The organism is Glacieibacterium sp., from assembly GCF_965200405.1.
Lineage (GTDB): Bacteria > Pseudomonadota > Alphaproteobacteria > Sphingomonadales > Sphingomonadaceae > Glacieibacterium.
Genome location: NZ_OZ241356.1, coordinates 1,329,572 through 1,354,971 on the forward strand (window position 1 = coordinate 1,329,572; position 25,400 = coordinate 1,354,971).

At 67.9% G+C, this 25,400-nt stretch carries 26 protein-coding genes; 18 read left to right on the forward strand and 8 right to left on the reverse strand.

The window, feature by feature from the left end:
• Nucleotides 1–28: 28 nt before the first annotated feature.
• From ACOFKW_RS06065 to ACOFKW_RS06075, 3 genes are all read right to left on the reverse strand, one after another.
• A complete protein-coding gene (locus ACOFKW_RS06065; RefSeq protein ID WP_419816442.1) occupies nt 29–1,558 on the reverse strand; it encodes a hypothetical protein in 1,530 nt (509 codons plus the stop codon).
• Nucleotides 1,559–1,658: 100 nt separating this feature from the next.
• Nucleotides 1,659–2,852: a zinc-dependent alcohol dehydrogenase gene (locus ACOFKW_RS06070; protein ID WP_419816443.1), complete on the reverse strand. Its 1,194-nt coding sequence runs from the start codon at nt 2,850–2,852 to the stop codon at nt 1,659–1,661.
• Between the two features lie 59 nt (nt 2,853–2,911).
• Nucleotides 2,912–3,748 carry an SRPBCC family protein gene (locus ACOFKW_RS06075; RefSeq protein ID WP_419816444.1) on the reverse strand — a complete coding sequence of 279 codons (837 nt, stop codon included), beginning with the start codon at nt 3,746–3,748 and terminating at the stop codon, nt 2,912–2,914.
• 230 nt (nt 3,749–3,978) lie between these two features.
• Between ACOFKW_RS06075 and ACOFKW_RS06080 the strand changes: the two genes are divergently transcribed.
• The 4 genes from ACOFKW_RS06080 (at nt 3,979) to ACOFKW_RS06095 (ending at nt 7,170) form a co-directional block, all read left to right on the forward strand.
• Entirely contained in the window at nt 3,979–4,830 is an 852-nt protein-coding gene (locus ACOFKW_RS06080) for a cold-shock protein (RefSeq protein ID WP_419816445.1), read from the forward strand.
• A gap of 85 nt (nt 4,831–4,915) precedes the next feature.
• The gene (locus tag ACOFKW_RS06085) at nt 4,916–5,875 is read left to right on the forward strand and encodes an NAD(P)-dependent oxidoreductase (RefSeq protein WP_419816446.1); all 960 of its coding nucleotides are present in this window, start codon (nt 4,916–4,918) and stop codon (nt 5,873–5,875) included.
• Nucleotides 5,876–6,373: an NUDIX hydrolase gene (locus ACOFKW_RS06090; protein WP_419816447.1), complete on the forward strand. Its 498-nt coding sequence runs from the start codon at nt 5,876–5,878 to the stop codon at nt 6,371–6,373.
• The gene (locus ACOFKW_RS06095; RefSeq protein WP_419816448.1) at nt 6,370–7,170 is read left to right on the forward strand and encodes a hypothetical protein; all 801 of its coding nucleotides are present in this window, start codon (nt 6,370–6,372) and stop codon (nt 7,168–7,170) included. Before ACOFKW_RS06090 ends, ACOFKW_RS06095 begins: the two co-directional genes overlap by 4 nt.
• Here the strand turns inward: ACOFKW_RS06095 and ACOFKW_RS06100 are convergent.
• The 4 genes from ACOFKW_RS06100 to ACOFKW_RS06115 are packed head-to-tail and all read right to left on the reverse strand — an operon-like array spanning nt 7,167 to nt 10,410.
• Entirely contained in the window at nt 7,167–7,934 is a 768-nt protein-coding gene (locus ACOFKW_RS06100; protein WP_419816449.1) for a class I SAM-dependent methyltransferase, read from the reverse strand. The two genes, ACOFKW_RS06095 and ACOFKW_RS06100, sit on opposite strands and share 4 nt — an antisense overlap.
• A 43-nt stretch (nt 7,935–7,977) precedes the next feature.
• Nucleotides 7,978–8,532 (reverse strand): Smr/MutS family protein, encoded by a 555-nt coding sequence (locus ACOFKW_RS06105; RefSeq protein ID WP_419816450.1) that lies wholly within the window; start codon nt 8,530–8,532, stop codon nt 7,978–7,980.
• Nucleotides 8,510–9,739: a murein transglycosylase A gene (locus ACOFKW_RS06110; protein ID WP_419816451.1), complete on the reverse strand. Its 1,230-nt coding sequence runs from the start codon at nt 9,737–9,739 to the stop codon at nt 8,510–8,512. The genes ACOFKW_RS06105 and ACOFKW_RS06110 overlap by 23 nt, the downstream gene beginning before the upstream one ends.
• Entirely contained in the window at nt 9,736–10,410 is a 675-nt protein-coding gene (locus ACOFKW_RS06115; protein WP_419816452.1) for a Tim44/TimA family putative adaptor protein, read from the reverse strand. Before ACOFKW_RS06115 ends, ACOFKW_RS06110 begins: the two co-directional genes overlap by 4 nt.
• 227 nt (nt 10,411–10,637) lie before the next feature.
• Between ACOFKW_RS06115 and secB the strand changes: the two genes are divergently transcribed.
• From secB to ACOFKW_RS06170, 11 genes are all read left to right on the forward strand, one after another.
• The gene (gene secB / locus ACOFKW_RS06120) at nt 10,638–11,165 is read left to right on the forward strand and encodes a protein-export chaperone SecB (protein WP_419816453.1); all 528 of its coding nucleotides are present in this window, start codon (nt 10,638–10,640) and stop codon (nt 11,163–11,165) included.
• Nucleotides 11,166–11,190: 25 nt separating this feature from the next.
• Nucleotides 11,191–11,541, forward strand: coding sequence for an endonuclease domain-containing protein (locus ACOFKW_RS06125; protein WP_419816454.1), 351 nt, complete (start codon nt 11,191–11,193; stop codon nt 11,539–11,541).
• 157 nt (nt 11,542–11,698) lie between these two features.
• On the forward strand, nt 11,699–13,267 hold the full coding sequence (gene murJ / locus ACOFKW_RS06130; RefSeq protein WP_419816455.1) for a murein biosynthesis integral membrane protein MurJ: 1,569 nt from the start codon (nt 11,699–11,701) through the stop codon (nt 13,265–13,267).
• Nucleotides 13,264–14,274: a tryptophan--tRNA ligase gene (trpS, locus tag ACOFKW_RS06135; protein ID WP_419816456.1), complete on the forward strand. Its 1,011-nt coding sequence runs from the start codon at nt 13,264–13,266 to the stop codon at nt 14,272–14,274. Before murJ ends, trpS begins: the two co-directional genes overlap by 4 nt.
• Before the next feature lie 129 nt (nt 14,275–14,403).
• On the forward strand, nt 14,404–15,099 hold the full coding sequence (locus ACOFKW_RS06140) for a DUF4136 domain-containing protein (protein ID WP_419816457.1): 696 nt from the start codon (nt 14,404–14,406) through the stop codon (nt 15,097–15,099).
• A 42-nt stretch (nt 15,100–15,141) separates the two neighbouring features.
• Entirely contained in the window at nt 15,142–15,615 is a 474-nt protein-coding gene (locus ACOFKW_RS06145) for a universal stress protein (protein WP_419816458.1), read from the forward strand.
• A gap of 69 nt (nt 15,616–15,684) precedes the next feature.
• Nucleotides 15,685–16,245, forward strand: a complete 561-nt coding sequence (locus tag ACOFKW_RS06150; RefSeq protein WP_419816459.1) for a NifU family protein — start codon at nt 15,685–15,687, stop codon at nt 16,243–16,245.
• A gap of 2 nt (nt 16,246–16,247) precedes the next feature.
• On the forward strand, nt 16,248–16,838 hold the full coding sequence (locus tag ACOFKW_RS06155) for a malonic semialdehyde reductase (RefSeq protein WP_419816460.1): 591 nt from the start codon (nt 16,248–16,250) through the stop codon (nt 16,836–16,838).
• Nucleotides 16,839–16,850: 12 nt separating this feature from the next.
• Nucleotides 16,851–17,480, forward strand: coding sequence for a tRNA (adenosine(37)-N6)-threonylcarbamoyltransferase complex dimerization subunit type 1 TsaB (tsaB, locus tag ACOFKW_RS06160; protein WP_419816461.1), 630 nt, complete (start codon nt 16,851–16,853; stop codon nt 17,478–17,480).
• Between the two features lie 41 nt (nt 17,481–17,521).
• The gene (locus tag ACOFKW_RS06165; protein ID WP_419816462.1) at nt 17,522–17,950 is read left to right on the forward strand and encodes a GNAT family N-acetyltransferase; all 429 of its coding nucleotides are present in this window, start codon (nt 17,522–17,524) and stop codon (nt 17,948–17,950) included.
• A 120-nt stretch (nt 17,951–18,070) separates the two neighbouring features.
• The gene (locus ACOFKW_RS06170) at nt 18,071–18,499 is read left to right on the forward strand and encodes a MucR family transcriptional regulator (protein WP_419816463.1); all 429 of its coding nucleotides are present in this window, start codon (nt 18,071–18,073) and stop codon (nt 18,497–18,499) included.
• On the opposite strand, the gene ACOFKW_RS06175 is transcribed toward ACOFKW_RS06170, so the two are convergent.
• Nucleotides 18,496–19,758: an NAD(P)/FAD-dependent oxidoreductase gene (locus ACOFKW_RS06175; protein ID WP_419816464.1), complete on the reverse strand. Its 1,263-nt coding sequence runs from the start codon at nt 19,756–19,758 to the stop codon at nt 18,496–18,498. The two genes, ACOFKW_RS06170 and ACOFKW_RS06175, sit on opposite strands and share 4 nt — an antisense overlap.
• Before the next feature lie 132 nt (nt 19,759–19,890).
• On the opposite strand from ACOFKW_RS06175, the gene ACOFKW_RS06180 reads away from it, so the two are divergent.
• From ACOFKW_RS06180 to ACOFKW_RS06190, 3 genes are read left to right on the forward strand one after another with little or no spacing between them, the layout of a single operon-like run.
• The gene (locus ACOFKW_RS06180) at nt 19,891–20,472 is read left to right on the forward strand and encodes a hypothetical protein (protein ID WP_419816465.1); all 582 of its coding nucleotides are present in this window, start codon (nt 19,891–19,893) and stop codon (nt 20,470–20,472) included.
• Nucleotides 20,393–21,955, forward strand: coding sequence for a Y-family DNA polymerase (locus ACOFKW_RS06185; protein WP_419816466.1), 1,563 nt, complete (start codon nt 20,393–20,395; stop codon nt 21,953–21,955). Before ACOFKW_RS06180 ends, ACOFKW_RS06185 begins: the two co-directional genes overlap by 80 nt.
• Nucleotides 21,952–25,269, forward strand: coding sequence for an error-prone DNA polymerase (locus tag ACOFKW_RS06190; RefSeq protein WP_419816467.1), 3,318 nt, complete (start codon nt 21,952–21,954; stop codon nt 25,267–25,269). Before ACOFKW_RS06185 ends, ACOFKW_RS06190 begins: the two co-directional genes overlap by 4 nt.
• The last annotated feature ends 131 nt before the right edge of the window (nt 25,270–25,400 follow it).

Consider the following 25,400-nt stretch of genomic DNA (forward strand, 5'->3'; position numbering starts at 1 on the left):
GGCGCCCGTAACGAAGCGCAAGGCGCGGTCAGTCGTCCTTCTCGCCATCGGGCGTTTCCTCCGGCCCGGCATCGACGGCAGCGTTGCGGTCGAGCGCCGCCAGCATCGCCGCGGCGCGCTTCGACCCCGGCCCTTCGTGCGGATCATTGGCGACAGGGGTCAGCAACTGCCGCGCCTCCGCCTTGTCGCCGCGCGCCGCCAGCGCCTGCGCGGCGACGATGGCGATCTCGCCGACCTGCGGTGCCAGTTCGGCGGCGCGCAGCAGCACCGGCATCTCGGCATCGGGCAGGCGGCCTTCGCGCGATGCCAGCGCATGCGCGAACAGGATGCGGTAGTCGTCGGGCCGGGCGCGGTTGGCCGCCGCAAGGGCGCGGCGCGCCTGCTTCATCAGGTCGCCGGCGTCCTTGCCCGCCCGGTGCGCGATGACGGCATCGCGCAGCCAGGCACGTCCGCGCAGGTACAGCAGTTGCGCATCGGCCGGCCGCGCCGCCAGCTGCGCATCGAGCAACGCCAGACCCGCGGCCCGGTCGCCCAGCTTGATCTCGGCCTCGGCAAGCACGGCCTGCGCATAGGCATCGCCGGGATAGCGCGCCGCGGCGGTGCGGACGAGGTCGAGCAGGGCAGGGGCCTGGTCGCGTCCCTCAATCACCGACAGCCGGGTCGCCGGGATCAGCAGATCGTCGGCGGACGGCGGCAGCACGGTCATCGCCGTCACCGGATCGCCCGGCGACGGACCCGCCGCCGCGCCGGTCATCCGCGAATGGGTGAACTCCTTCGACGTCATGTACGCCCGCAGCGCCTTGGTGAATTCGGGGATGCCGAGGCCGAAGGCGGTGGTGAAAGCCGCATCGCGCGGCGTGCCCTTCGCGACCAGTTGCAGATAGGCGATCAACTGCTTTGACCGCTGCGCGTCGCGCATCAGGTAATGGGTAGTCAACCAGCTTTGCGCATAGAACGCCGGGACTTGCGCGTCCTTCAGGTCGCTGCGCCGGGCCGTCAGCAAGGTCTGCATCGGCATCCACGGCAGCGCGATCAGCTGATAGGCGCGGCCTTTGTCGAAGCTGCCGAAACTGGTTTCGCCGGGCTTGAACGTCGCCGTCGACATGTACTCGGCATAGCCCTCGACATACCAGGGCGGGTAGGCGGCGGTGAAATACTGGAACATGAAATGGTGCGCATATTCGTGGAATAGCGCGGTGTTGACGCCGTTGCTGAAGCTGTTGGAGGCCCGGTCGGTCGCCACCGCGGCATAGACCAGCCCCGGACTTGAGACATAGATGCCGTCGACCTGCGCATCGGCGATGCCGAGGATCTTGAGGTCGCGACCGGCAATGAAGAACACCGGCAGCTTGGCCTCCGACGGCGGCGCCTTGACCGCGGTGACCAGCCGCAACAGCGTATCGAAGTCCTGCAGCTCGTGAAGCCGCGTCCGCAGCTCCTTCTCGCTGCCGCGCGAATAGCCGATGAAGCTGGCGGTTTCGGCGCGCCGCCACGTCGCCTGCGCGGCGAGCGGCCAGGCCAGCAGCAGCGCCATCAGGAACCGGAACGCGACTCTCACCGCGCCAGGTTAGCGACACCCTCGATACCTGGCGAGGCCGATCCTGCCGCTTGCCCGCCCACCCCGGGCGGTGGCCCGGGGTTGATCGGCGCAGTTCGGCCTAGGGCTTCAGCACGACCTTGCGGAACTCGTCCTGGTTGTCCTTGAAGTTCTTGTACGCCATCGGCGCGTCCGACAGCGGCAGCGTGTGGCTGATGATCACCCGGGGATCGATCTCGCCGTTCTCGATGCGCTTGAGCAGCGGCTTGAGATAGCGGTGAACATGCGTCTGGCCGGTCTTGAAGCTCAGGCCCTTGTTCATCGCCGCGCCGAACGGGATCTTGTCGAGGAAGCCGCCATAGACGCCCGGAATGCTGACCGTCCCGGCCTTGCGGCACGCCAGGATCGCTTCGCGGAGGACGTGCGGACGGTCGGTCCCCAGCATCGTCAGCTGCTTGGCCTTATCGATGAGATTGTCGATCGACAGGCCGTGCGCCTCCATGCCGACCGCGTCGATGCAGCGGTCGGGACCGCGCCCGCCGGTCATCTCGTTGAGCGCGTCGAGGATGTGGACGATCTCGAAGTTCAGGCACTCGGCGCCGGCATCCTGCGCCAGTGCCAGCCGCGCCTCGCGGTGATCGATGGCGATGACACGCTCGGCGCCCAGCATGAAGGCGGAGCGGATGGCAAACTGGCCGACCGGTCCGGCACCCCAGATCGCGACGGTGTCGCCGGGCTCGATGTCGCACTGTTCGGCGGCCATGTAGCCGGTCGGGAAGATGTCGGTGAGGAACAGCACCTGCTCGTCCTCCAGATGGTCGGGGACGACCATCGGGCCGGTGTCGGCATAGGGAACGCGAACGTATTCCGCCTGGCCGCCCGCATAGCCGCCGGTCATGTGGCTATAGCCGAACAGTCCCGACGGGCTGTGGCCCATCAGCGTCTCGGAAATGTCCTGGTTGTCGGCCGGGTTGGAGTTGTCGCAGCACGACCACAGGTCCTTCTCGCAAAAGAAGCAGTGGCCGCAGGCGATGGTGAACGGCACGACGACGCGCTGCCCGACCTTCAGCGGCGTGCCGAACGAATCGCCGTTCCGGTGCGCCGATCCGACATCGACGACCTCGCCCATGAACTCATGGCCCAGGATGTCGCCCTTCTGCATGGTCGGGATGACATTGTCGTACAGGTGGAGGTCGGAGCCGCAGATCGCCGTCGAGGTGATCTTGATGATCGCGTCGCGCGGGTTGATGATCTGGGGATCGGGGACGTTGTCGACGCGAACGTCCTGCTTGCCGTGCCATACAGCTGCGCGCATTTCTGATTCCTCGGGTTGGACTTGTGGAGAAGCCGCGACGGGCTTTCAGGGTCGGTGGATCAGGACTTGGGCGGGTTCAACGCCTGTTCGGCGCGGGTCCGCGCGTTGGTCGCGACCTCGCCGGCCTCGATCAGGTTCTTCAGTCGCTTCAGGTCGCGCCGGGTCTGGATGCCGGGCTCCTTCTGCGTGAACTTCGCCGCATAGCGCCCGAAGCTGCCACCGGTCGGCTCATAGGCGACCAGCGCATGGATCTCGGTGCCGCGGCCCCCGGTTGCCTCGCGCAGCTCGAAGCTGGCGCGGTTCGGATGGGCGCTGCCCTTGTTCGATTCCCACGCGAACTTCTCCCCGGGAACGTCCTCGGTGATCGTCGCGCGGGTATCGACCGGGCCGGTCGCGCCCTGCGACGTGAAGGTCAGGCTGTCGCCGCTGCTGCTGGCGGCGGTGATGTTCTCCATGAACGACGGCCAGCCGGCGACGTTGCGCAGCACGTCCCAGACCGTGTCGCGGCCGGCGTTGATTGTCACCGATCGCGGTGCCTTGGCGGCGCTCGACCAGCCCTGCTTCTTCGCCAGGCGGCGCTCGTCGGGCTCGGTGCCGAGCAGCCGCTTGACCGGTGCGGTGCCGGTGACGCCGCGGGCGACCATGGCGCCGCCGGCGACGCCCAGGATGACGCCCAGCGGCCCCTTCGACTGAGTCGCGGCGAGGCCGAGGATGGTGCCCAGCGCGACCGAGATGCCGCGCTCGACGCCGCCCAGATTCTGATACGGATCCTTGTGCGTGCCGGCCGGAGCGGCATCGCGGCTGGTACGCTGGGCATCGCGCTTGGCGCGGGCGGCGTCGCGCTGCTCTGCGGGGCCGTTACGCGATTCGGTCGCGCTGTCTGCCGTGGTCGTCATGGATCGGGCCTCGAGCTGTTGGAGTGCCGCGATGAACCGCCGCCGGACTGCAACTGTTCCGGGATTTATTAACTCGCCTGTGCATCGATTTTCGGCTACGGCTGGAGTCGGAGCGGACCTTCTGACGCGATGGGCGCGTATGGAGATGGCTTCCGGGAACCGTGGTTGAAGTGTTTGCGTTCAGCCGACGGCGCACGAACTAACGACGATATTTGAAAGACTAGACTGAGATGACTTTTGACAAGCGCGGGCGCGGACCTGCACGTGGTGGTGGCTTCGACAAGCGCGAGCGTGGTTTCGACCAGTTCGAAGGCGGCGGCGACCGCTTCGGTGGCGGCGGCGGTGATCGCTTCGGCGGCGGTGGTGGCGACCGCTTCGGCGGCGGCGGCGGTGGTTTCGGCGGTCGCCCGGGCGGCGGCGGCGGTTTCGGTGGACGTCCCGGTGGCGGTGGTGGCTTCGGCGCACCGCGTCCGCCGCGTGACATGGGCCCCGGCATCAACCTCGGCACTGCCAAGGGTTCGGTCAAGTTCTTCAACGCTCAAAAGGGCTTCGGCTTCGTCGTTCGCGATGACGGCGGCGAGGACGTCTTCGTCCACATCTCGGCAGTCGAGCAGGCCGGCCTGACCGGTCTCGCCGATGGCCAGCCGCTCGAGTTCACCCTGACGGAGCGTAACGGCCGCGTCTCGGCGACCGACATCGTCATCGACGGCGAGCCCCTGCCGGTCACCGACCGCGCACCGCCCCGCGAAGATCGTGGCGGCGCTGGTGGCTTCGGCGCACCGCGCGCCAACGACGGCCCGCGCGGCGGCGGCTACGGCGGCGCCAGCCGTGAATTCGGCGGCAACAGCGGCGGCGGCTCTGCCGCTACCGGCGAGCGCGTCGAAGGCACTGTCAAGTTCTTCAACGGCACCAAGGGCTTCGGCTTCATCCAGCGCGAAGACGGCGGCCCGGACGCTTTCGTCCACATCTCGGCCGTCGAGCGTGCCGGCATGTCGGGCCTCGGCGAAGGCCAGCGCGTCAGCTTCGAACTCGAGGAAGATCGTCGCGGCAAGCAGGCAGCGGTCAACATCACCGCCCTGTAAGCAGTCGACACGAATGACGAAGGGGTCGCAGCGATGCGGCCCCTTTTTCTTTGCGCCGCTTCGGACACCGGATTAACCCTGCCGCATGACCCAGGCCAAGTTCAGCGTCGCGCACCATTTCGCCCCGGCGACCGGCGCGCTGCTGACCGGCCATCCGCTGGTCGGCGAGGTGAGCGCGATCGACCAGTCCCGCCGCTGGGACCTGCCGACCAACGTCGACATCATCTTCGCCCTCCACGGCCAGGGCGAGCACACCGCCGACCATGATGTCCCGCCGCCGCCCGGCTGGCCGGGGCAAGTCAAATTCGTCCAGCTCGCCTCCGCCGGCATCGACGGCTATCCCGCCTGGCTGTTCGACGGCCCGCTCGTCGCCACCGCCGCGGGCACCAGCGCCCAGCCGATCTCCGAATTCGTCCTCGCCGCGATGCTGTCGCACGAAAAGCGCATCCCCGCGATCTATGCCGTCGATGGCGGTGAGGTGCCGAGCCAGGAGGCGATGATCGCCAATCCGCTGGGCAGCCTCGACGGCAAGACCCTCGGCTTGATCGGTATCGGCCAGATCGGCGGGCGCGTCGCGACGCTGGCCCGCGCCTTCGGCATGCGCGTCGTCGCCCAGCGCCGCAGCGCCGCCGCCGCCCCCGAGGGCATCGAGATCGTGCCCCTCGACACTCTGCTCGCCCGCGCCGACCACATCGTCATCGCCGCGCCGCTGACGCCCGAGACCGCCGGGCTGCTCGGTGCCGACGCCTTCGCCAAGGTCAGGCGCGGTGTCCACCTCGTCAACATCGCGCGGGGCGGCATCGTCGACACGGCTGCGCTGATCGACGCACTCGCCTCGGGCCAGGTCGGCGCCGCCTCGCTCGACGTCACCGACCCGGAACCGCTGCCCCCCGGCCACCCGCTGTGGAGCGCGCCCAATGTCCGCATCACGCCGCATGTCGCCTGGAGCTCGGCCGGCACCCCGGCGCGCATCTTCAAGCTGTTCGCCGAGAACGTCGGGCGCTTCGCCGCCGGCCAGCCGCTGCACAACCAGCTGGAGCGCTGAATGACCGTCGAATGGCGCGGCAAGTACATCGAGATCCGCCGCGAAGGGACTTGGGAATACGCTGCCCGCACCCGTGACATCGGCGCCGCGGTGGTCATCGCGCTGACCGACGCCGCCGAGATCGTGCTGGTCGAGCAGCACCGCGTCCCCCTCGGCACCCGCACCATCGAGCTGCCTGCCGGCCTGATCGCCGACCTGACCGAAGGCGAGACCGCTGCCGACAGCGCCGCGCGCGAACTGGAGGAGGAGACCGGCTTCACCGCCGCCAGCCTCGACGACCTCGGCGAATACGCGACCTCGCCCGGCATGTCGGCGGAGCGTTTCCAGCTGTTCCGCGCCACCGGCCTGACCCGCACCGGCCCCGGCGGCGGCGTGCCCGGCGAGGACATCACCGTCCATGTCGTGCCCCTCGCCGAGCTGAAGACCTGGCTCGACGCCCGCCGCGCCGACGGCTTGGTCATCGACTGCCGGCTGATCGTGGCGCTCGGCTTCGTATGAGCTGGACTCTCGACTCCATCGACTGGGCCGCCTTCGACGCCACACGCGTCGACCGCGACCTCGTCGGGCTGGTCAAGGCCGCCGCGCTCGTCGAGGCCAATGCCGCCGATTACGTCGCCTACCTCCGCGGCGTCTTCGCCGGCGACGACGCCTTCCTCGCCGAAGTCGAGCGCTGGGGCACCGAGGAGGCGCAGCACGGTCTCGCCCTTGGCCGCTGGGCGATGCTGGCCGAGCCCGGCTGGGATTTCGACCGCGCCCTCAGCGACTTCCGCACCGGCTACCAGATCGAGGTCGACGCCACCGCCTCGATCCGCGGCTCGCGCACCGGCGAACTGGTGGCGCGCCAGGTCGTCGAGACCGGCACCTCCAGCTTCTATTCAGCCCTCCGCGACGCGACCGACGAGCCGGTTCTGAAAGCCGTCGCCGGGCGCATCGCCGCCGACGAGTTCGCCCACTACCGCCTGTTCGCCAAGGCCTTCGCCCGCGCCCCCAAGCTGCCCCTCGCCAACCGGTTGCGCATCGCCGCCACCCGCTTTGCCGAGGCCGGCGACGACGAGCTCGGCTGGGCGTGGTTCGCTGCCAACGTCCTGCCCGGCGATCCCCGCGCCACCTACACCGGCGGCGTCCACACCCGCGCCTATGCCGCGCGCGCGCTGCGCCTGTACCGCCGCGAGCACATCGTCAACGGCGTCCGCATGACCCTGCGCGCCGTCAGCCTCAACCCCAACGGCGTGCTCGGCAGGCTCGTCTCGGGCGCCTTATGGGGCGTCGTCCGTGCCAAGGTCGCCTTCGGCTAGAGCGGCTTGCGGAAGCGGTAGACCAGCCGGTCGGTCTTGCCGCGAATCGCCGGGTCGAACACCAGCCTGGTGTGATCGTCCGCCGGATTGGCCAGCAGCTTCGACTCGGCCTCCAGCTTGAAGCCTGCCGCCTTGAAGTCGGCACGGACGACCGCCGGGTCGATGCGGTGCAGCTTGTCGACCACCGCGCGGGTGTCGCCGCCCGGGTTGGCGATGCTGTCGACCACACCGACGATGCCGCCCGGCTTGGTCGCCGCATAGATCCGCTTCAGGAACAGCGCCGGGTCGATGCGCGCGAACTTGTCCTTGGCGCTCTCCCAATAAGTGTCGTGATAGACCAGGTGCATCAGCGTGAAGTCGATGCTGTTCGCCGGCAGCCGCAGGTCGCCCGGCGCCTGGTCGAGGATTTCGACATTGGGTACGCGCGTGACCAGCGCCGCCCATTCGGCCGACTTGGTGTCGACACTCGCCAGTTCGGCCTCGGCCAGGACATGGCCCTTGCTGCCGATCGCATTGCCGATGATCTCGCTATAATAGCCGCCGCCGGCCATCACATCGAGGACGCGGTCGCCGCGCTTCAGGCCGAGAAACTTCAGCACCTCCACCGGCTTGCGGCTCGCATCGAGGGCGATCATCGCCGCGGGCCGGTCGGTCATCGCGACTGCCGGCACGATCCCCGGCGGCGAGCCGTCCGGCGGCTCCGGCGCGGCGAACGCCGGTCCGGCGAACAACACTGCCGCGAATACGATAGGGAGCAGGCGCATCGGCGGTCTTTCCTCGACAAGGGCGAACGGTCGCGGCGCCGGATCAACGCCGCCGCAGGATGACATACCACGCCCCGCCGCCGCCGTGGCGGGGATGGGCAGGGCGCAAGGCGGCAATCCACGGCCGCAGTTCGGAGCTTTGCAGCCAGCCGCGCAATGCCGCGCGGATGACGCCGCGCGGCCGCTCGTTGGGATCGTGCGAATCATCGTCGCCGCCACGCGCACCCTTGCCGGTAATCACCAGCAGGACCCGTAGCCCCGAGATCGCCGCGTCCTGGATTCGCGAGACCAGCAGCGCGTGCGCCCGGTCGCGGGTATAGCCGTGCAGGTCGACCGTCGTGTCGGGGCGCAGCCGCCCCTTCATCATGGCGCGTTCCCAACCGCCGTCGAGCGTCGCCGAATCGACCGCGACGCGGTTGGCGATCGCGGCCCGGCGCGGCGGCTCCGGCACCCCCGGCGGCTTCTCGGCGATCCTGAAGCCGGGCTTGGGCGCGGGCGGTGCGGTTCGCCCGGCAAGTGGCCGGACGCTGGCCGCGACGTGCGACCACATCGCGGCGCCCTCCGCCTCGCTCGGCTCAGGGGGCCGCCGGCGCGCCACTTAATCTCGCAGCCGACACGGCGGGCAGCAGCAACGTCACCGTGCCGGTCGCCGACAAGCCACCGGCGATCCGCCGTGCATCGGTGCCCGCACCCCAGAATATATCGACCCGGTTCGGTCCCTTGATCGCGCCGCCGGTGTCCTGCGCCACCATCAGTCGCGCAAATGGACCCTCGGCACGCGACACCAGCCACAGCGGCGCACCCAGCGGTACGAAGCGTGGATCGGCGGCGACACTGACGCGCGGCGTCAGCGGGACACCCATCGCACCCGGCGGCCCCAGCGACGGATCGCCCTTCAGCTCGCGGAAAAAGATCTTGGAGCGGTTCTCGCGCATCAACGCCTTGCCGCCGTCGGGCTGCGCCCGCATCCAGCCGATGATGCCGTCCATCGTCGCCTGCCCCGGCCCGAGGGCATTGCGGTCGCGCAGCAGCTTGCCGATCCCGGTGTAATCGCGACCGTTCTGCCCGTCGAAACCGACGCGCATCACCGAACCGTCGGGCAGCCGCAGCCGCCCCGAACCCTGGATCTCCAGGAAGAAGACCTCGTACGGATCCGCCGCCCAAGCCAGTTCGAGGCCGCGACCCGCCAATGCACCGTCGTCGATCTCGCCGCGGTCCCAATAGGGTACCAGCGCATTGCCGACGACGCGGCCGCGAATCTTGCGACCCTTCAGCGTGTCGTTGAACTGACCCAGATCGGCCTCGACGATGTCGGTCGGGCGCCGGTACAGCGGCACGGCATAGCCGGGCGCAGCGGTGCGCGAGCCGGCCAGTTCGGGCTCATAATAGCCGGTGTTGAGGCCGGTGCCGCTGGCCACCGTCACCGGAACCAGCGCCGAGGCGAAGAACGCCCGCGCGTCGGTCGCGGTCGCCGCAGCAGCGCAGGCCGCAGCCCAGTCGCCGGGCTGGGTCAGCCCGCTGAGGTCGACGCGCTTTTGCAGGGATGGGCACGAACGGCGGAACGCCGCCAGCGCCAGCGTCGGATCGTCGGCGACATAGCCCGGCAGCGAGGCCAGCGCCGGGCCGGGCCGGGTGCCGACGGTGATCGCGGTCTCGGGTGGCTTGTCGAATGCGGCGGCCGCCGCCGCCGCGGTCGTTGCCGGCGCCGATCTTGCCGGCGGCAGGGTGGCGACACGAGGCGTCGAGGCGCAGCCCGCCAGCAGGACGAAGGCGGCGAGGACCCCCCGCCGCAAGGACGACTTCACGCCGACAGGTCGTCGGTGGCGATCAGCAACCAGTTGGGATCCTGCGAGCCGACATGGCGGCTGAAGGTCCAGATATCGATGTTGGCGATGGCGTCGCTGGTCGAGCCGGAGACGATGTTGCCGCTCGCATCGCGCGTCACCGCAACGATGTCGGCGTTGAACTGCATCGTCACCTCGGCCATCTGGCCGATCATCTGGGCGGCGGTGATGCCGGCGCCGTTGATGCGGACCAGTTGGTTCTCCAGCACCTGGCCGGCGGCCTTGCGGTCGGCGATGGCGCGGGAGAACTGGGCCTGCACCTCATCCGACATCAGGCCGTGCAGCGCGGCCGCATCACCCTTCCAGAAGGCGTCGAGGATCATGCCATAGGCGCCCTTGGCACCATCGACGAAGCGCACCGCGTCGAAGCTGTGATCGGCCTCGGCAATGCGCTGCAGCTCGGGCGCCAGGCTGGCCTCGGTCCCGGCGGGCAGCTCGATCTGGGCGCGGGGCCGCGTCTCGCCGAGGCGCGGCTGCGGCGTCAGCACTTCGGCCTGACCGGCACGATAGGGCTCACCGGCCGGGCGCTCGGCACCGGTGCGCCGGCCGAGCACGCTGACCAGCCGCAAGCCGATGAAACCGGCCAGCATTGCCAGCAGAATGATCTCGATCCACGAACCACTGTCGGACATCGGCTACTCACTTTCGCGCCAAGATAGGCGCATAGAACGCACGACAATAGCAATTCGCCGCGCCGGGGTCCATCGTCGACCCGTTCATGCGACATAAGCCGCGTTGGGCGTCGTGCAAGGGCTGCGCATCGGGCGTGCCGGGCGCCGTCGAGCGGTAGCCGCCTTGCAGGACCCGGCGCTCCCTGCTAGCCGTCGCGCCGCAATTTACGCACAGGAAGACTGGCATCATGGCCGACGACAGCAACGACTTCAGCGCCGACTTCAGCGGCAGCACCGAGGGCAATGGCTTCGACGAGGCCGCCTCGACCGCGCCGCAGGTCGGCATCCTGACCCAGTACACCAAGGACCTGTCCTTCGAGAACCCGGGCGCCCCGGGCTCGCTGCAGATGGACGGCCAGCCGCGCATCGAGATCAACGTCAACGTCAACGCCCGCCGCGCCGGCGACGACGTCTACGAGGTCGAGCTCAAGATCGACGCCCGCGCCTTCAACGGCGATGCCGTCGCCTTCGTCGTCGAACTGCTCTATGCGGGCCTGTTCGCGCTGCGCAACCTGCCGGAAGAAGCACTGGAGCCGTTCCTCGTCGTCGAGGCGCCGCGCATCCTGTTCCCGTTCGCCCGCCGCATCATCGCCGACGCTACCCGCGACGGCGGCTTCCCACCCCTGCTGCTCGAGCCCATCGACTTCGGCTCGCTCTACATGGCGCAGCAGCAGGCCGGCGCCAACGCCGGCCAGCCGTCGATCGGCAACGCTTAAGGTCAATGTCGCGGCGCTGCTTCAAGTGACGGAGCGCGACGCGACCCTTGCCGGGCGGGCCCACACCATGCGTATCGAGGCAACCCCGCCCGAGCGCGCGGTGTGGCGCGTGCTGCGCGCCGCGCCTTTTGAAACGATGCATTTTCGGCGGCAGGTGGCGTTCGAGACCCGCTACATCGCGGACTTCGCCTCGCATCGGAGCAAGGTCGTCGTCGAGGTCGATGGCGGATCGCACGATCACAGCGTCGAGTATGACCTGGTCCGGGACGAATATTTCACGAATCGCGGCTATCGCACGATCCGGCTGAACAATTCCGATGTGCTGAGCCGTGACTATGATCTCGCCCTTGTGCTGACAGGATTGCTCGGCCTGTGAGACCCCAAGAACCCCCACCCCAGCCCTCCCCACTCTCCGTTCGCTTCGCTCTCGGGGGGGGAGGGAGCAGTCTTGCTTCCCCCTCCCCCCCCGCGAAGCGGAGAGTGGGGAGGGCTGGGGTGGGGGAGAGGCTCAGTCCTTCCCACGGCTCAACCTCATGAATTTATTGCGCGCCACCGGCACCATCGGCGGCCTGACCCTCATCAGCCGCATTCTCGGCTTCGTCCGCGACATGCTGTTCGCGCGCTTTGCCGGTGCCGGCCTCGCCTCGGACTGCTTCCTTATCGCCTTCCGCCTGCCGAACCTGTTCCGCGCGCTATTCGCCGAAGGGGCCTTCGCCTCCGCCTTCGTGCCGATGTTCAGCCGCACCATCGGCGAGCATGACGGCGACCTCGCCGCGGGCAAGCGCTTTGCCGAGGAGGCGCTGGCGGTGCTGCTGCCGACGCTGGTGCTGTTCACCGCGCTGATGCTGGTGCTCGCCGGCCCGGTCGTCTGGGCGATGACCGGCGGCTTTCCCGACGCGAGTCCGCAGAAATTCGGGCTGGCGGTCGAGTTTACGCGGATCACCTTCCCGTATCTGCTGCTGATTTCGCTGGTCTCGCTGCTCGGCGGCATCCTCAATTCGATGCAGCGCTTCTGGGTCAACGCCGCGGCGCCGATCCTGCTCAATCTCAGCCTGATCGGCGGGCTGCTGTTCTTCCACTCCAGCGACGAGATCGCCACCGCCCGCGTCCAGTCCGCCGCCGTCACCGTCGCCGGCATCCTGCAGTTCGGCTGGCTGCTGTGGTCGTGCCTGCGCGCCGACGTGCGGCTGAAATTGCGCGCGCCTAAGCTGACGCCCGCCGTGCGCCGCCTGATGTCGATCATCTGGCCCGCCGCGCTCGGGGCCGGGGCGGTGCAGTTCAACCTGCTGATCTCGACGTCGCTGGCGGCGCGCTTCCTGCCGGAGGGCGCGGTCAGCTACCTCTATTACGCCGATCGGCTGAACCAGTTGCCGCTCGGCCTCGTCGGCATCGGCGTCGGCACCGCTCTGCTGCCGACCCTGTCGCGCCAGCTGGGAGCGAAGCAGGACGCCGTCGCCATGCACACCCAGAACCGCGCCATTGAGATCGTGCTGCTGCTGACCCTGCCCGCCGCCGCCGCGCTCGTCGCCAGCGCCCTGCCGATCATCCGCACGCTGCTGGAGCACGGCAAGTTCGCCCTCGGCGATTCGATCAACACCGCCAACGCCCTGGCCGCATTCTCGCTGGGCCTGCCCGCCTACGTGCTGATCAAGGTCCTCACCCCCGGCTTCTACGCCCGCCAGGACACCCGCACCCCCGTCCGCATCGCCGTCGCCTCAATGCTGGTAAACCTGGTCGGAAACCTGAGCCTTATCTGGAGCTTAGGCTTCGTCGGCATCGCCCTTTCAACCGCCGCCGCCGCCTGGGTCAACGCCATCGCCCTCTGGTGGGTCCTCCGCCGCCGCGGCCATTTCCTCACCGACTCCCGCCTCCGACGCAGCGCCCCCCGTCTCGTCCTGGCGACCGCCATAATGGTGGCCATACTCGTCATCGCCAACCGCTTGGTCCTGCCCTTCATGGCCGCCGCATTGATCGAGCGGATCGTCTCGCTCACCCTGTTGATCAGCGCCGGTGGTCTCGCCTATCTCGCTGCCGCCTGGTTGCTGGGCGCCTTTTCGCTCGCCGACCTGCGCAGCCAACTCGGTCGAAGGACCAAAGCATGACCCGCGTCTTTTCCGGCATACAACCGACCGGCAATCTTCACCTCGGCAATTATCTCGGCGCGATCCGCAACTGGGTGGCGATGCAGGATCACTACGAATGCGTATATTGCATCGTTGACCTCCACGCCATCACCGTGTCCCAGGCCCCTGCCGCCCTCCGCGATGGCATGCGCGACATGACTGCCGCTCTCCTAGCCTCAGGCGTCGATCCGGATCGCGCCGTGCTGTTCAATCAAAGCCGCGTTCCTGCCCATGCCGAGCTTGCCTGGATCCTGATGTGCACCGCCCGGGTCGGCTGGCTCAACCGCATGACCCAGTTCAAGGACAAGGCCGGCAAGGACCGCGAAGGCGCATCGGTTGGACTCTATACTTATCCCGTGCTCCAGGCCGCAGACATACTGGCTTACAAGGCGACCCACGTTCCTGTCGGCGACGATCAGAAGCAGCATCTCGAGCTGGCGCGTGATATTGCGATCAAGTTCAATGCCGACTACGCCGTCAACCTGTTCCCGATCCCCGAGCCGGTGATCGGCGGCACCGATGCACACGGCACGGCGCGCGTCATGTCTTTGCGCGACGGCACCGCTAAGATGTCGAAGTCGGACCCGAGCGACATGAGCCGGATCAACTTGACGGATGACGCGGAGGCGATCGCCAACAAGATCAAGCGCGCCAAGACTGATCCGGAGCCGCTTCCGTCGGAAGCCGCCGGCCTTGCGGGGAGACCCGAGGCGCGTAACCTGGTTGGGCTGTACGCCGCGCTTGCTGGCGAAAAGATTGCTGATGTGCTGACGCGCTTCGGAGGTCAGGGTTTCGGTACTTTCAAGCCGGCGCTGGCTGAGCTTACTGTTGCCACCTTGGCGCCGATCAATACTGAATATGTTCATCTCCGGCGTGATGTTGCCAGCCTTGATGCCGTACTGGCGGCGGGGGCGGTGCGGGCGAATGCTATAGCGGCGCCGATTCTGGCGGAGGCGCAACGGGCGGTGGGCTTTATCGGGGTATGACCAAGCGTTCGCTCGTAGATGAGGGAGCGACTTCAAGTGCTTGAACCACAAGCTGTCGCAGGCGTTGTATTCAGTCGTGATTAACCTGACATAGGTCATGCACGTTTCGTCTCATCCGAGGATCCCGTCATGCGTATCTTGCCTATCCTCGCGCTGCTCGCCGTCGCTTCCTGCGCGACCCCGTTCGAAGCGCGAGTCAATCGCTTCCAGTCGCTGCCTGCGCCGAGTGGCCAGAGCTTCGTCATCCAGGCTCGTGATCCGGCCAAGGCTGGCGGCCTCGAGTTCGCGACTTATGCCAATCTTATCCGTCAGCGTCTCGATGCAGTCGGTTACCGCGAGGCAGCCGGACCGGGTGCGGCGACGCTGGTGGTGAATGTCGACTATGCGGTGAGCCAGCCGCGCGAGAAGATCGAGTCGACCCCGGGCTTCGGCTATGGCTATGGCGGCTTCGGTGGTTATGGCGGGTTTGGCTATGGCCGTTACGGGCGCTTCGGCGGCGGCGGCTTTGGCCGGTTCGGCGGTTTTGGCGGCGGCTTCGGTTACGGCGGCTTCGGCTATGATCCGTTCTGGGGACCCGGTCCGCAGGTTTACAGCCAGACGGTGTTCAACTCCTATCTCGCGGTTCGCATCAACCGTGCTGCCGACAATGTCAGCGTGTTCGAGGGTCGGGCTGAAACAGTCAGCCGGACCAATGACCTGACCCGCCTGGTGCCGCCGCTGGTGGATGCCTTGTTCACCAACTTCCCCGGCAATTCGGGCGAGACGGTGCGGGTGCGCCTGCCGGATCGGCCGGCACCGGCGCCGATGACGCGATCGGGCATCTAAGCCGACTCGGCATTCGACAAAGCGACGCGTAGAGTGGCGGGCATGGATGTGCCCGCCACTTCTGCGACCTACCTGGTCGTTGTCGACGATACCCCCGAGTCCCGGGTCGCCCTGCGCTATGCGGCGTTGCGAGCGGCGCACGTCGGCGCGCAACTGACCCTGCTGCACGTCATGCGGCCGACCGAGTTCATGCAATGGGGCGGGGTCCAGGCGGCGATCGAGGCCGAGGCCCAGTCCAGCGCCGATACCCTGCTCAGCGGCATCGCGGCGCAATGCGTCGCCTGGACGGGTGAGCGCCCGACGCTGGTGGTCCGCACCGGCGAGGCCACCGATGCCGTCATGGAGATGGTTGCCGCCGACCCGTCGATCCGTGCGCTGGTGCTGGGTGCCGCGGTGAAAGGCGCGCCGGGTCCGCTGGTCAGCTATTTCGCCGGCGAGCGGGCCGGCACCCTGCCTTGCCTGGTGATGATCGTCCCAGGCGGCCTCGACGATGCGCGGGTCGACGCCCTGGCATAGCTGAAGGCGTATTGCCGACGCTTGATTCAGGCGGCGCTCCGGCCCACATGCCGTGCAACGGAGATAGCCATGTTCATCGAGACCGAGCGCACCCCCAATCCTGCGACGCTGAAGTTCCTGCCCGGGCGTGAGGTCATGCCGAACGGCACTGCCGACTTCTCGAACCCCGAAGATGCGGCGCGCTCGCCGCTCGCATCGGCACTGTTCGATCTCGGCGATGTCGAGGGCGTGTTCCTCGGTAGCGATTTCGTCTCGGTCACCAAGGCCGAGGGCTCGGCCGACTGGTCGAGCCTGAAAGTCCAGGTGCTTGGCATTCTGGTCGATCATTTCAGCAGCGGTGCACCGCTGTTCTCGGGTGAGGCCGCCGCGACCGAGATGGCGGTCACCGACGATCCAGAGGACGCCGACATCGTCTCCCAGATCACCGAGCTGCTCGACACCCGCGTCCGTCCGCAGGTCGCCAACGACGGCGGCGACATCGTCTACCGCGGCTTCCAGAAGGGCGTCGTTTACCTGCAGATGCAGGGTGCCTGCTCCGGCTGCCCGTCGTCCTCGGCAACCTTGAAGCAGGGCATCGAGTCGCTGCTCAAATATTACGTCCCGGAAGTTTCCGAAGTCCGCGCGGTCTGATCGTGTCGCAGACGCTCGACGATGCCGGGCTCGACCTGGTTTTCCGCCATGCCCGGACTCGCAACGGCTGGACCGACGCGCCGGTGTCCGACGCCGATATCCGCCGGCTGTACGACCTGGTCGCGCTGGCTCCGACCTCCGCCAATTCGTCGCCGGCGCGGTTCGTCTTTTGCAGCAGCACCGAGGCTCGCAGCCGGCTTGCGGCCTGTGCCAGCGGCACCAATGCCGCAAAGATCCTCGCCGCTCCTGTCACCGTCATCATCGGCATGGACATGGAGTTCCACGAGCAGCTGCCGAAGTTGTTTCCTCACACCGACGCGCGGAGCTGGTTCGCCGGCAAGCCGGACGCGATCCTCGATGCGACGTTTCGCAACTCGTCGCTGCAAGGCGGCTATCTGATCCTTGCGGCGCGCGCGCTGGGCTTCGACGTCGGGCCGATGTCGGGCTTCGACAAGTCTCGTGTCGATGCCGAGTTCTGGGCCGGCACCGGGGTCGTCACCAACTTCCTGTGCTCGATCGGCGTCGGCAACGACGACGGCATGTTCCCCCGCAACCCGCGCCTCGCTTTCGAGGACGCTGCACAGATATTGTGATCGGCGGCTAGGATGCTCCTGGTAATCGATACGGCACTCGCGGCCTTGTCGCTGGCCCTGCTCGACGATGACCGGGTCGTTGCCTCGCACCATGCCGTGATCGGGCGCGGTCATGCCGAGGCACTGATGACCGAGGTTGCGGCGCTGATGACCCGCAGCGGCGTCGATCGACCCGACGAGATCGCCGTCGATATCGGCCCGGGCAGCTTTACCGGCCTGCGCATCGGCATCGCGGCAGCACGGGCGCTCGGCCTTGCCTGGGACATACCGGTGCGCGGTTATTCTTCGCTCGCCCTGGTGGCCGCCCCGCATTTCGCCGCCGACAAGGGCTTGCAGCACCTGGCGGTCGTCGCCGAGGCGGGACGCGGACAGGTATTCGCCCAGGTCATCGGTCGCGATCTGGATGGGGTGACCGACGCCCGCGCCATGATGCCGGGCGAGGCCGCGCAGTGGTTCGATCCGGCACTTCCGGTTGCCGGCCCCGGCGCCGCGCAACTCGCGAAGCTGGGGCGGGTGATGCTCTCGGATGATTGGCCTGATGCACGACAGGCCAGCCTGCTGCCGCCCGCCGTCCGCGCCATGCCACCGGTGCCGATCTATGTCCGGCCACCGGACGCCGTGCCGCTGCCGACTGCCGCATGACCGTCCGGGTCGTCGCCGCCAACGCCGCGTCGGTGCCCGATATGCTGGTCGTCATGGCGGATGCCTTCGACCCGCGCTTCGGCGAGGCCTGGTCGGGCGCGCAGCTGACCGGGACGATGATCCAGGCCGGAAGCTGGACGCGATTGGCGATCGACGACGATCTGGTCGTCGGTTTCACCCTGTGCCGCCGGATCGTCGATGAAACGGAACTCCTGCTGGTCGGTGTCCGCCGCGACTGGCGGGGGCGGGGCATCGGCAGCATCTTGATGGCGACGGCAGCAACCGAAGCAACGGGCTTCGGCGCGCGCAGCATGTTCCTCGAGATGCGGGACGGCAACGCTGCGGCGGCGCAGCTCTACCACAATCAAGGCTTTGTCGAAGTGGGACGCCGACGCGACTATTATCGCGGAGTCGACGGGCAGCGCTTTGATGCCATCACATTCCGTCGGAATTTAGACGTCGCCAGCTAGAGGCTATGTACGATTGAATAGAATGTGTTAAGTTCGGTATTAGACTTGTATTACTGCAGCAGCCTGTGCATATCGCCCGCACTATTTTTCGGACGTGTGCATTAAGCTGAAGGGTCGTTCATGGTTGACGCTGCCGCACACAATGAACTTTTGTCTTTGACGGTCGATATTGTGTCGTCGCATGTCGCCAATAACACAGTCCCGACCTCAGACCTACCAAACGTTATAGAAAACGTCTACTCGGCGCTGGCTCGTCTCGGCGGCGAAACAACGTCTGTCGAGGCGAAGCAAGAGCCTGCGGTCTCAGTAAGGTCGTCGATCAAGCCGGATTTCATCGTCTGTCTCGAAGACGGCAAGAAGTTGAAGATGCTCAAGCGCCATTTAATGACGCACTATAACCTGACACCCGAGGCGTATCGGGCCAAGTGGAACCTGCCGGCAGACTATCCGATGGTTGCGCCGAGCTATGCACAGCAGCGCCGGACCTTGGCCAAGAAGATCGGTTTGGGCACCAAGCGTCCGGGTATGGACGGCAGCACCAAGGCTTAGGCCAGGTTTTGGGCTGACGCCTGCACCTCCGACACCAGCGCCTTGATGGAGGCGGTGGTATCGGCAAGGCGGGCCGGATCGACTTGGCGGCCGCTGGCGATCAGGGCCTTGCCACCCATGAAATCCGGGATCGAGTTGACCGCTTCGACGGCGCGGACCTGGCCGCCGCGCAAATGGTACACGGCGAACTTCGCGACAGCCGGATCGCCGCGCACGACGATGGCGTCGGTGTCGAACGGCAGTCCGGCGATCTGCAGCTTCAAATCATATTGATCCGACCAGAACCACGGCAGCTCATGCGCCGGCTGCGGCAGGTCCAGGATGCTGTTGGCGGCGCGCCGGGCTTGCTCGATGGCGTTGGGCACACTCTCCAGGCGGTGGCGCCGGTCATCGTCGAGGGGAAGGGGACGTCGCGTCATGTCGCCGATCGCATAGATGTGGGGATCGTCGGTTCGTGCATTCTCGTCGACGACGACGCCATTGTCGCAAGCGATGCCCGCCGACAGCGCCAGCGCGTCGCAGGCCTGGCCGCCGATGCCGACAAGCACTGCATCGCAGTCGATACGCCGTCCGTCGCCCAGGATCACGGCATCGACATTGCCTTGTCGGCCCTCCAGCCGGACGACATCGGCGCCGGTGATGATCTCGACCCCGTGCGCGCGGTGATAGGCAGCGAAGAATTCGGCCAGCGGTGCGGCGGCGACGCGTGCGAGCAGGCGTGGCTCGCGCTCGATGATGACCGCCTCGGCACCGAGTAGTCGGGCCGAAGCCGCTGCCTCCAGGCCGACATAGCCGCCGCCGATAATCGCCAGCCGGTGACCCGGGGCCATGTGGCGGCGCAGGGCATCCGCGTCGGCGATGTCGCGGAGGTGATGGACGCCGCCAAGCTCGCTGCCGGGTACCGCCAGCCGCCGTGCCGTCGACCCGGTCGCCAGGATCAGCACGTCGTAGGGCAGGCGGCGACCGTCATCGGTGACGACCAGGCGTTGGGTCGCATCGATCGTCGTCACCGTGCAGCCGGTGACCAGCTCGACATCGCGATCGGCGTAATAGGCGGCGGGGCGCAGCAACAGCGAGTCGACGGTGGCGACGCCCTTGAGATAGGCCTTGGAAAGCGGCGGGCGCTGATAGGGCAGGTGCGGCTCGGTCCCGATCACGACGATCGACCCGGCATGGCCGAACTGGCGAAGGAAAGCCGCCGCGGAACCCCCGGCGTGGCCGGCGCCGACGATCACGATACGAGGCGAAGCGTGAGTCATGCGCCGGTGTAGCTCATGCAAATCGCTTTGTGCAGGCGGTTGACTCGGTACGAGTCTTTAGAACAAATATAGAACATGCTTCCTGAGTCCAGTCCCGGTGCTTCATGCGACACATTTCCCGAACCAGCCCCGATGCTCGAGGAAGTGGCGGCGGCAATCAGCCTGAACCGGGCACCGGCACTGGCGTTCGCGCTGTCGCGGTGTCCGGTCGGTGCGCCGGTGATGTTCATCGTGCCGGCTACGACTTTGCGCGAAATGGCGCGGCCCAGCCTGTACGGCATGGCGGCTTATCCGCCGTTGCTGCTGGTGACGACCAGGACCGAGGCCGATGCCCTGTGGGCGATCGAGCAGGCCCTGCTGTCGGGGGCGCTCGGGGGGGTGATCGGCGCTGTCGACCGGGCGACGCTGACGCAATCCCGGCGGGTCGATTTCGCGGCGCGCGACGGCGGCACACCGGCCTTTTTGCTACGAACCAGCGGCAGCGGCCTCAGTGCCGCCCGGCGGCGCTGGCGAATTTCGGCGATGCCCAGTGCGCGCAATCTAAACGATCAGGTGGCGCCGGGCCAATCGCGGCTGTTCGCCGAGTTGTGGCGGCGGCGGGACGGGTCGCCCGGTCATTGGCGGCTCGACTGCGATGACGCGACGGGTCGTTTCCTTGTGGCCGGTCGACTGGGCCCTGACGGTCTGGACGCGCCGGCACGGCAAGCCGCCTGATGCGCCGGCCTTCGCGCTGATCGCCAAGTCCGCGCATGGACTGGTGCTCGCCAGCGTCGATCCGGCAGCCCGGGCGCTGGGCCTGCGTCCCGGACAGCGCCACGCCGATGCGAACGCGATCGAGCCCGGCCTGGTCACCGCGCCCGCGCATCCCGAGGGCGACCGCGAGGCTTTGCTGCGGCTGGCGGAATGGTGCCGCCGCTGGACTCCGGACGTCGCGCTGGACTGGTGCGGCGAAGGGCTCAGCGGGCTGATGCTGGAGGTCAGCGGGTCCGCCCATCTTTTCGGGGGTGAGGCGCGGCTGCTCGACGACATGCGGTACCGCCTCGGCAGGTCCGGGATCGCGGTTCGTCTCGGGCTGGCGGATACGCCGGGTGCGGCCTGGGCGCTGGCGCGGTTTTCGGGGCGCGGCAAGACGATCGCCCCCCCGGGAACGGTGCGCGAGCAGGTTGCCGGGCTGAAGCTGGCGGCGCTCCGCGGCGATGCGGAAACGCTGGCGATGGCATCCAGCCTCGGGTTCAAGCGCGTCGGCGACCTGTATGCCATGCCGCGCAGCGGGTTGGCGCGGCGGTTTCACGGTGTCGACGGTCTCGGGCTGGTTCGACGGCTCGACCAGATGCTCGGGCTGGAGCCGGAGTTGCTCGAATTCCTGGCGGTTGCGCCGGACCACATGGCCCGCGCGGTGTTTGCCGAGCCGTTGACCGACACTCCAGGGGTCGAGGCGGCGTTGCCCGGCCTGATCGACGATCTGGCGGCGCAGCTTGCCGAGCATCAGCTTGGCGCGCTCGAACTGGCCCTGATGGCCTTCCGTACCGACGGCGAGGTTGCGCGGCTTGTCGTGCGCCTCGGCACGGCATCGCGGCAACCGGTGTTCTGGCAGCGGCTGCTCGCCCAAAAGGGCATCGCCAACCTCGATCCCGGCTTCGGCATCGATGCCCTGCTGCTGTGTGCCGACCGGGTCGAGTCCCTGGCTGCCGCTCAGCCCGTGATGGATGGCGGGGAGGAACCGCGCGAGCCCCTGAACGAGCTGGTCGACAGGTTGTCGGCCCGTCTCGGCGACGAGGCCGTGTCGCGACCGCAGCCGCATGGCAGCTGGCTGCCGGAGCGGGCAGAGCAATGGTTGCCGGCCCAGACGACGCGTCACGTCGCGCCGCCCCGGCTTGGCCGCGAACGCCCGCTGCTGCTGCTCGATCCTGCCGAACCGGTCGAGGCGAGCCTGTTCGTGGTTCCCGAAGGTGCGCCCGAGCAGTTCCGCTGGCGCCGCGTGGTGCGCCGGGTGACGCGTGCCGAAGGGCCGGAACGCCTGTCCGCCGAATGGTGGCGCAACGCTGCCAAGCCACGGAGAACCCGCGATTATTACCGTGTCGAGGACGACACCGGGGCGCGCTACTGGCTGTTCCGGGAGGGGCTTTATGGCTGGGAGGATGGCGACGCTTTCGACGGCCGCGCGCCGACATGGTGGATGCACGGTCTGTTCGCATGACCGGCTATGCCGAGCTTGGCGCGATGACCAATTTCAGCTTCCTGGAGGGCGCGTCGCACGCCTCGCAACTGGTCGAGCAGGCCAGGTCGCTGGGCCTGGAGGCCATCGGCATCGCGGACCGCAACACGCTGGCCGGGGTCGTTCGCGCCCATAAGGCCGCCCTGGAGCACGGGCTTCGCCTGCTGATCGGCTGCCGGCTGGAGTTCGTCGACGGTACCGAGCTGATCGTCTTTCCCCGCGACCGCGCCGCCTATGGCCGCCTGTGCCGGCTGTTGTCGCTGGGCAAGTCCGAGATCGTCCCCGACGATCGCAAGCTGCTGCGGCTGGTGTCGCCGCCGCCGCCGCGGATCGCCAAGGGCACGACGACGATCACCTTCGACCAGGCCCGCGCACTTGGGACGGGCCTGATCGCGCTGATACCGGCGCCGAACCAGGTCGATGCCGAGTTTGCAGCCCGTGTCGCGGAGTGGGGGCGGAGCTGGCCCGACGACATCTATCTCGCCGCCGCGCCGCTGTGGCAGGGCGACGATCATAACCGGCTGTCGCGCCTCGCCAGGGTCGCGGTGCAGGCCCGGGTGCCGATGGTCGCGGTCAACGCCGTGCGCTACCACCACCCCGACCAGCGCATGCTGCAGGACGTTCTGACCTGCGTCCGCCACGGCACCACCATCGACACTGCCGGGCACCTGCTCGAAGCGAACGCCGAGCGCTATCTGAAGCCACCGGAGGAGATGGCGCGGCTGTTCAAGGGGCATGAGGCGGCGCTGGCGGCGACCCTCGACATCGTCGCGGCCTGCACCTTCTCGCTTGCCGAACTGCGCTACGAATATCCCGACGAGCCGGTGCCGCCGGGCATGACGCCGGGCCGCTACCTGATCCAGCTGATCTTCAAGGGGGTCCGCTACCATTGGCCCGAAGGCCTGCCGCACGATGTCCGCAAGACGCTGCGCAAGGAACTGCACATGATCCGCGAGCTGGATTATGCGCCCTATTTCATCACCGTCCACGACATCGTCGCCTGGGCGCGCGAGCAACCCGAACCGATCCTGTGCCAGGGGCGAGGCTCGGCGGCGAATTCGATCGTCTGCTATTGCCTGCACATTACCGCGGTCGATCCGTCGCAGCAGGACGTGCTGATGGAGCGCTTCATCTCCGAGGACCGCAGCGAGCCGCCCGACATTGACGTGGATTTCGAGCACGAGCGGCGTGAGGAGGTGATGCAATATGTCTATCGCCGCTATGGCCGCGACCGCGCCGCCATCGTCGCCACCGTCATCCATTACCGCCCGCGATCGGCGATGCGCGACGTCGGCAAGGTGCTGGGCCTGACCGAGGACGTCACGGCTCGACTCGCGAGCACGATCTGGGGGTCCTTCGGCCGCGAGATCGAGGACAAGCACATCGACCGGACCGGGATCAGCCGCGAGAACCCACGTGTCGCGCTGGCGATCAAGCTGGCGCGGCAACTGCTGAATTATCCAAGGCATTTGTCGCAGCATGTCGGGGGCTTCGTGCTGACCAAGGGGCCGCTGATCGACACGGTGCCGGTCGGCAATGGCGCGATGGCGGACCGGACGTTCATCGAATGGGACAAGGACGACATCGACACGCTGGGGATGATGAAGATCGACGTGCTGGCGCTGGGGATGTTGTCGGCGTTGCGGCGTGGGCTGGACATGGTGCGCGACGAGTATGGAGTGGCCGGCAAGGGCGGCAAGCGACTAACGCTGACGGAGTTGCCGCGAGCCCGAAAACGGGTCTACGACATGCTGCAAAAGGCTGATTCACTTGGGGTTTTCCAGGTCGAGAGCCGGGCGCAGATGGCGATGTTGCCGCGGTTGAAGCCGGCGGAATTCTACGACCTGGTGGTGCAGGTGGCGATCGTGCGGCCGGGGCCGATCCAGGGCGACATGGTGCATCCCTATCTGCGCAACCGGGTGGCGAAGCGGCAGGCGGAGCAGCAGGGCAAGCCGTTCCGGATCGCTTTTCCCAGCCCGGGTCCGGAGCATGGCCCGCCCAACGAGCTGGAGAAGATCCTGGGGCGGACGCTCGGCGTGCCGCTGTTCCAGGAGCAGGCGATGCGGCTGGCGATGGTCGCGGCCAAGTTTACCGGCGGCGAGGCCAACCGCCTGCGCCAGGCGATGGCGACCTTTCGCAGCCAGGGCGATATCGGGCTGCTGGAGCGGCGGATGATCGACGGCATGGTGGCACGCGGCTATCCGATCGAGTTCGCCGAGAATTGCTTCGGTCAAATCAAGGGCTTCGGCGAGTACGGCTTCCCCGAAAGCCACGCCGCGTCGTTCGCCAATCTGGTCTATGCCTCGGCGTGGATGAAGTGCGACTGGCCCGACGTGTTCGCTGCCGCCCTGCTCAACAGCCAGCCGATGGGCTTTTACGCGCCCGCCCAGATCGTTCGCGACGCCCGCGAACATGGCATCGAGGTGCGGCCGATCGATGTCGCCGACAGCCATTGGGACTGCACGCTGGAGCGGCGCGGCCAGCGTCGGCGGCGGGCGCTGCGGCTGGGCATCAGGCTGATCAGCGGCTTCCGTCGAACCTGGGCGGAGGAGATCGTCGCGGCGCGTGCCGACGGGCCATTCGCCTCGTTCGACGATCTGCGGCGGCGTGCCAGGCTGCCGCAACAGGCGCTCGACAAGCTGGCGGGGGCGGATGCGCTGGGCTCGCTGGAGCTGTCGCGGCGGCAGGCGATGTGGTCGGCGATCGGCTCGCCCAAGGCGGCTGCGGCACCGCTGTTCGACTATGCCGGGCTGGACGAGAGCGACGGCGCGCCGCCCGCCGCACTGCCGCGCCTGTCGGATGCCGAGGAGGTCGTCGGCGATTACCGCGCCATCCGCCTGTCGTTGAAGGGGCATCCGCTGGAGTTCATGCGCGACCGGCTGACTGCGGCGGGTGTGATCCCGGCACGAGCACTGGCGACGGTGCGCGACGGCCGCGGCGTCAGCGTCGCGGGAGTAGTGCTGGTCCGCCAGCGGCCGGGGACGGCCAAGGGCGTCGTCTTCCTGACCATCGAGGACGAGACCGGCGTCACCAATGTCGTCGTCTGGCAATCGATCTTCGAGGCGCAGCGGGCAACCGCGATGGGCGCGCGGATGCTGGTCGTGCATGGGCGGGTGCAGCGCAGCAGCGTCGCGGACGGCAGCGTGACGCATCTGGTGGCGACCCGGCTCGACGACTGGACCCCGGCCCTGGGCGACCTTGAAATGCGCAGTAACGACGAGGTGGGGATGTCTGTGCATCGCTCGCGGCATCCGCGCGACGTGAAGATCATGCCGGGGTCGCGGGATTTCCACTAAAAGGGACGCCGACTTCCGCTTCCTTCCTGCTCCCTCCCCCCACGGTGAGCGCTTGCGAACCGAGGGTGGGGAGGGTCGGGGTGGGGGCGCCCTTCGGCGTTCCTCTGTCTGAGCAAAGAACCCCCACCCCG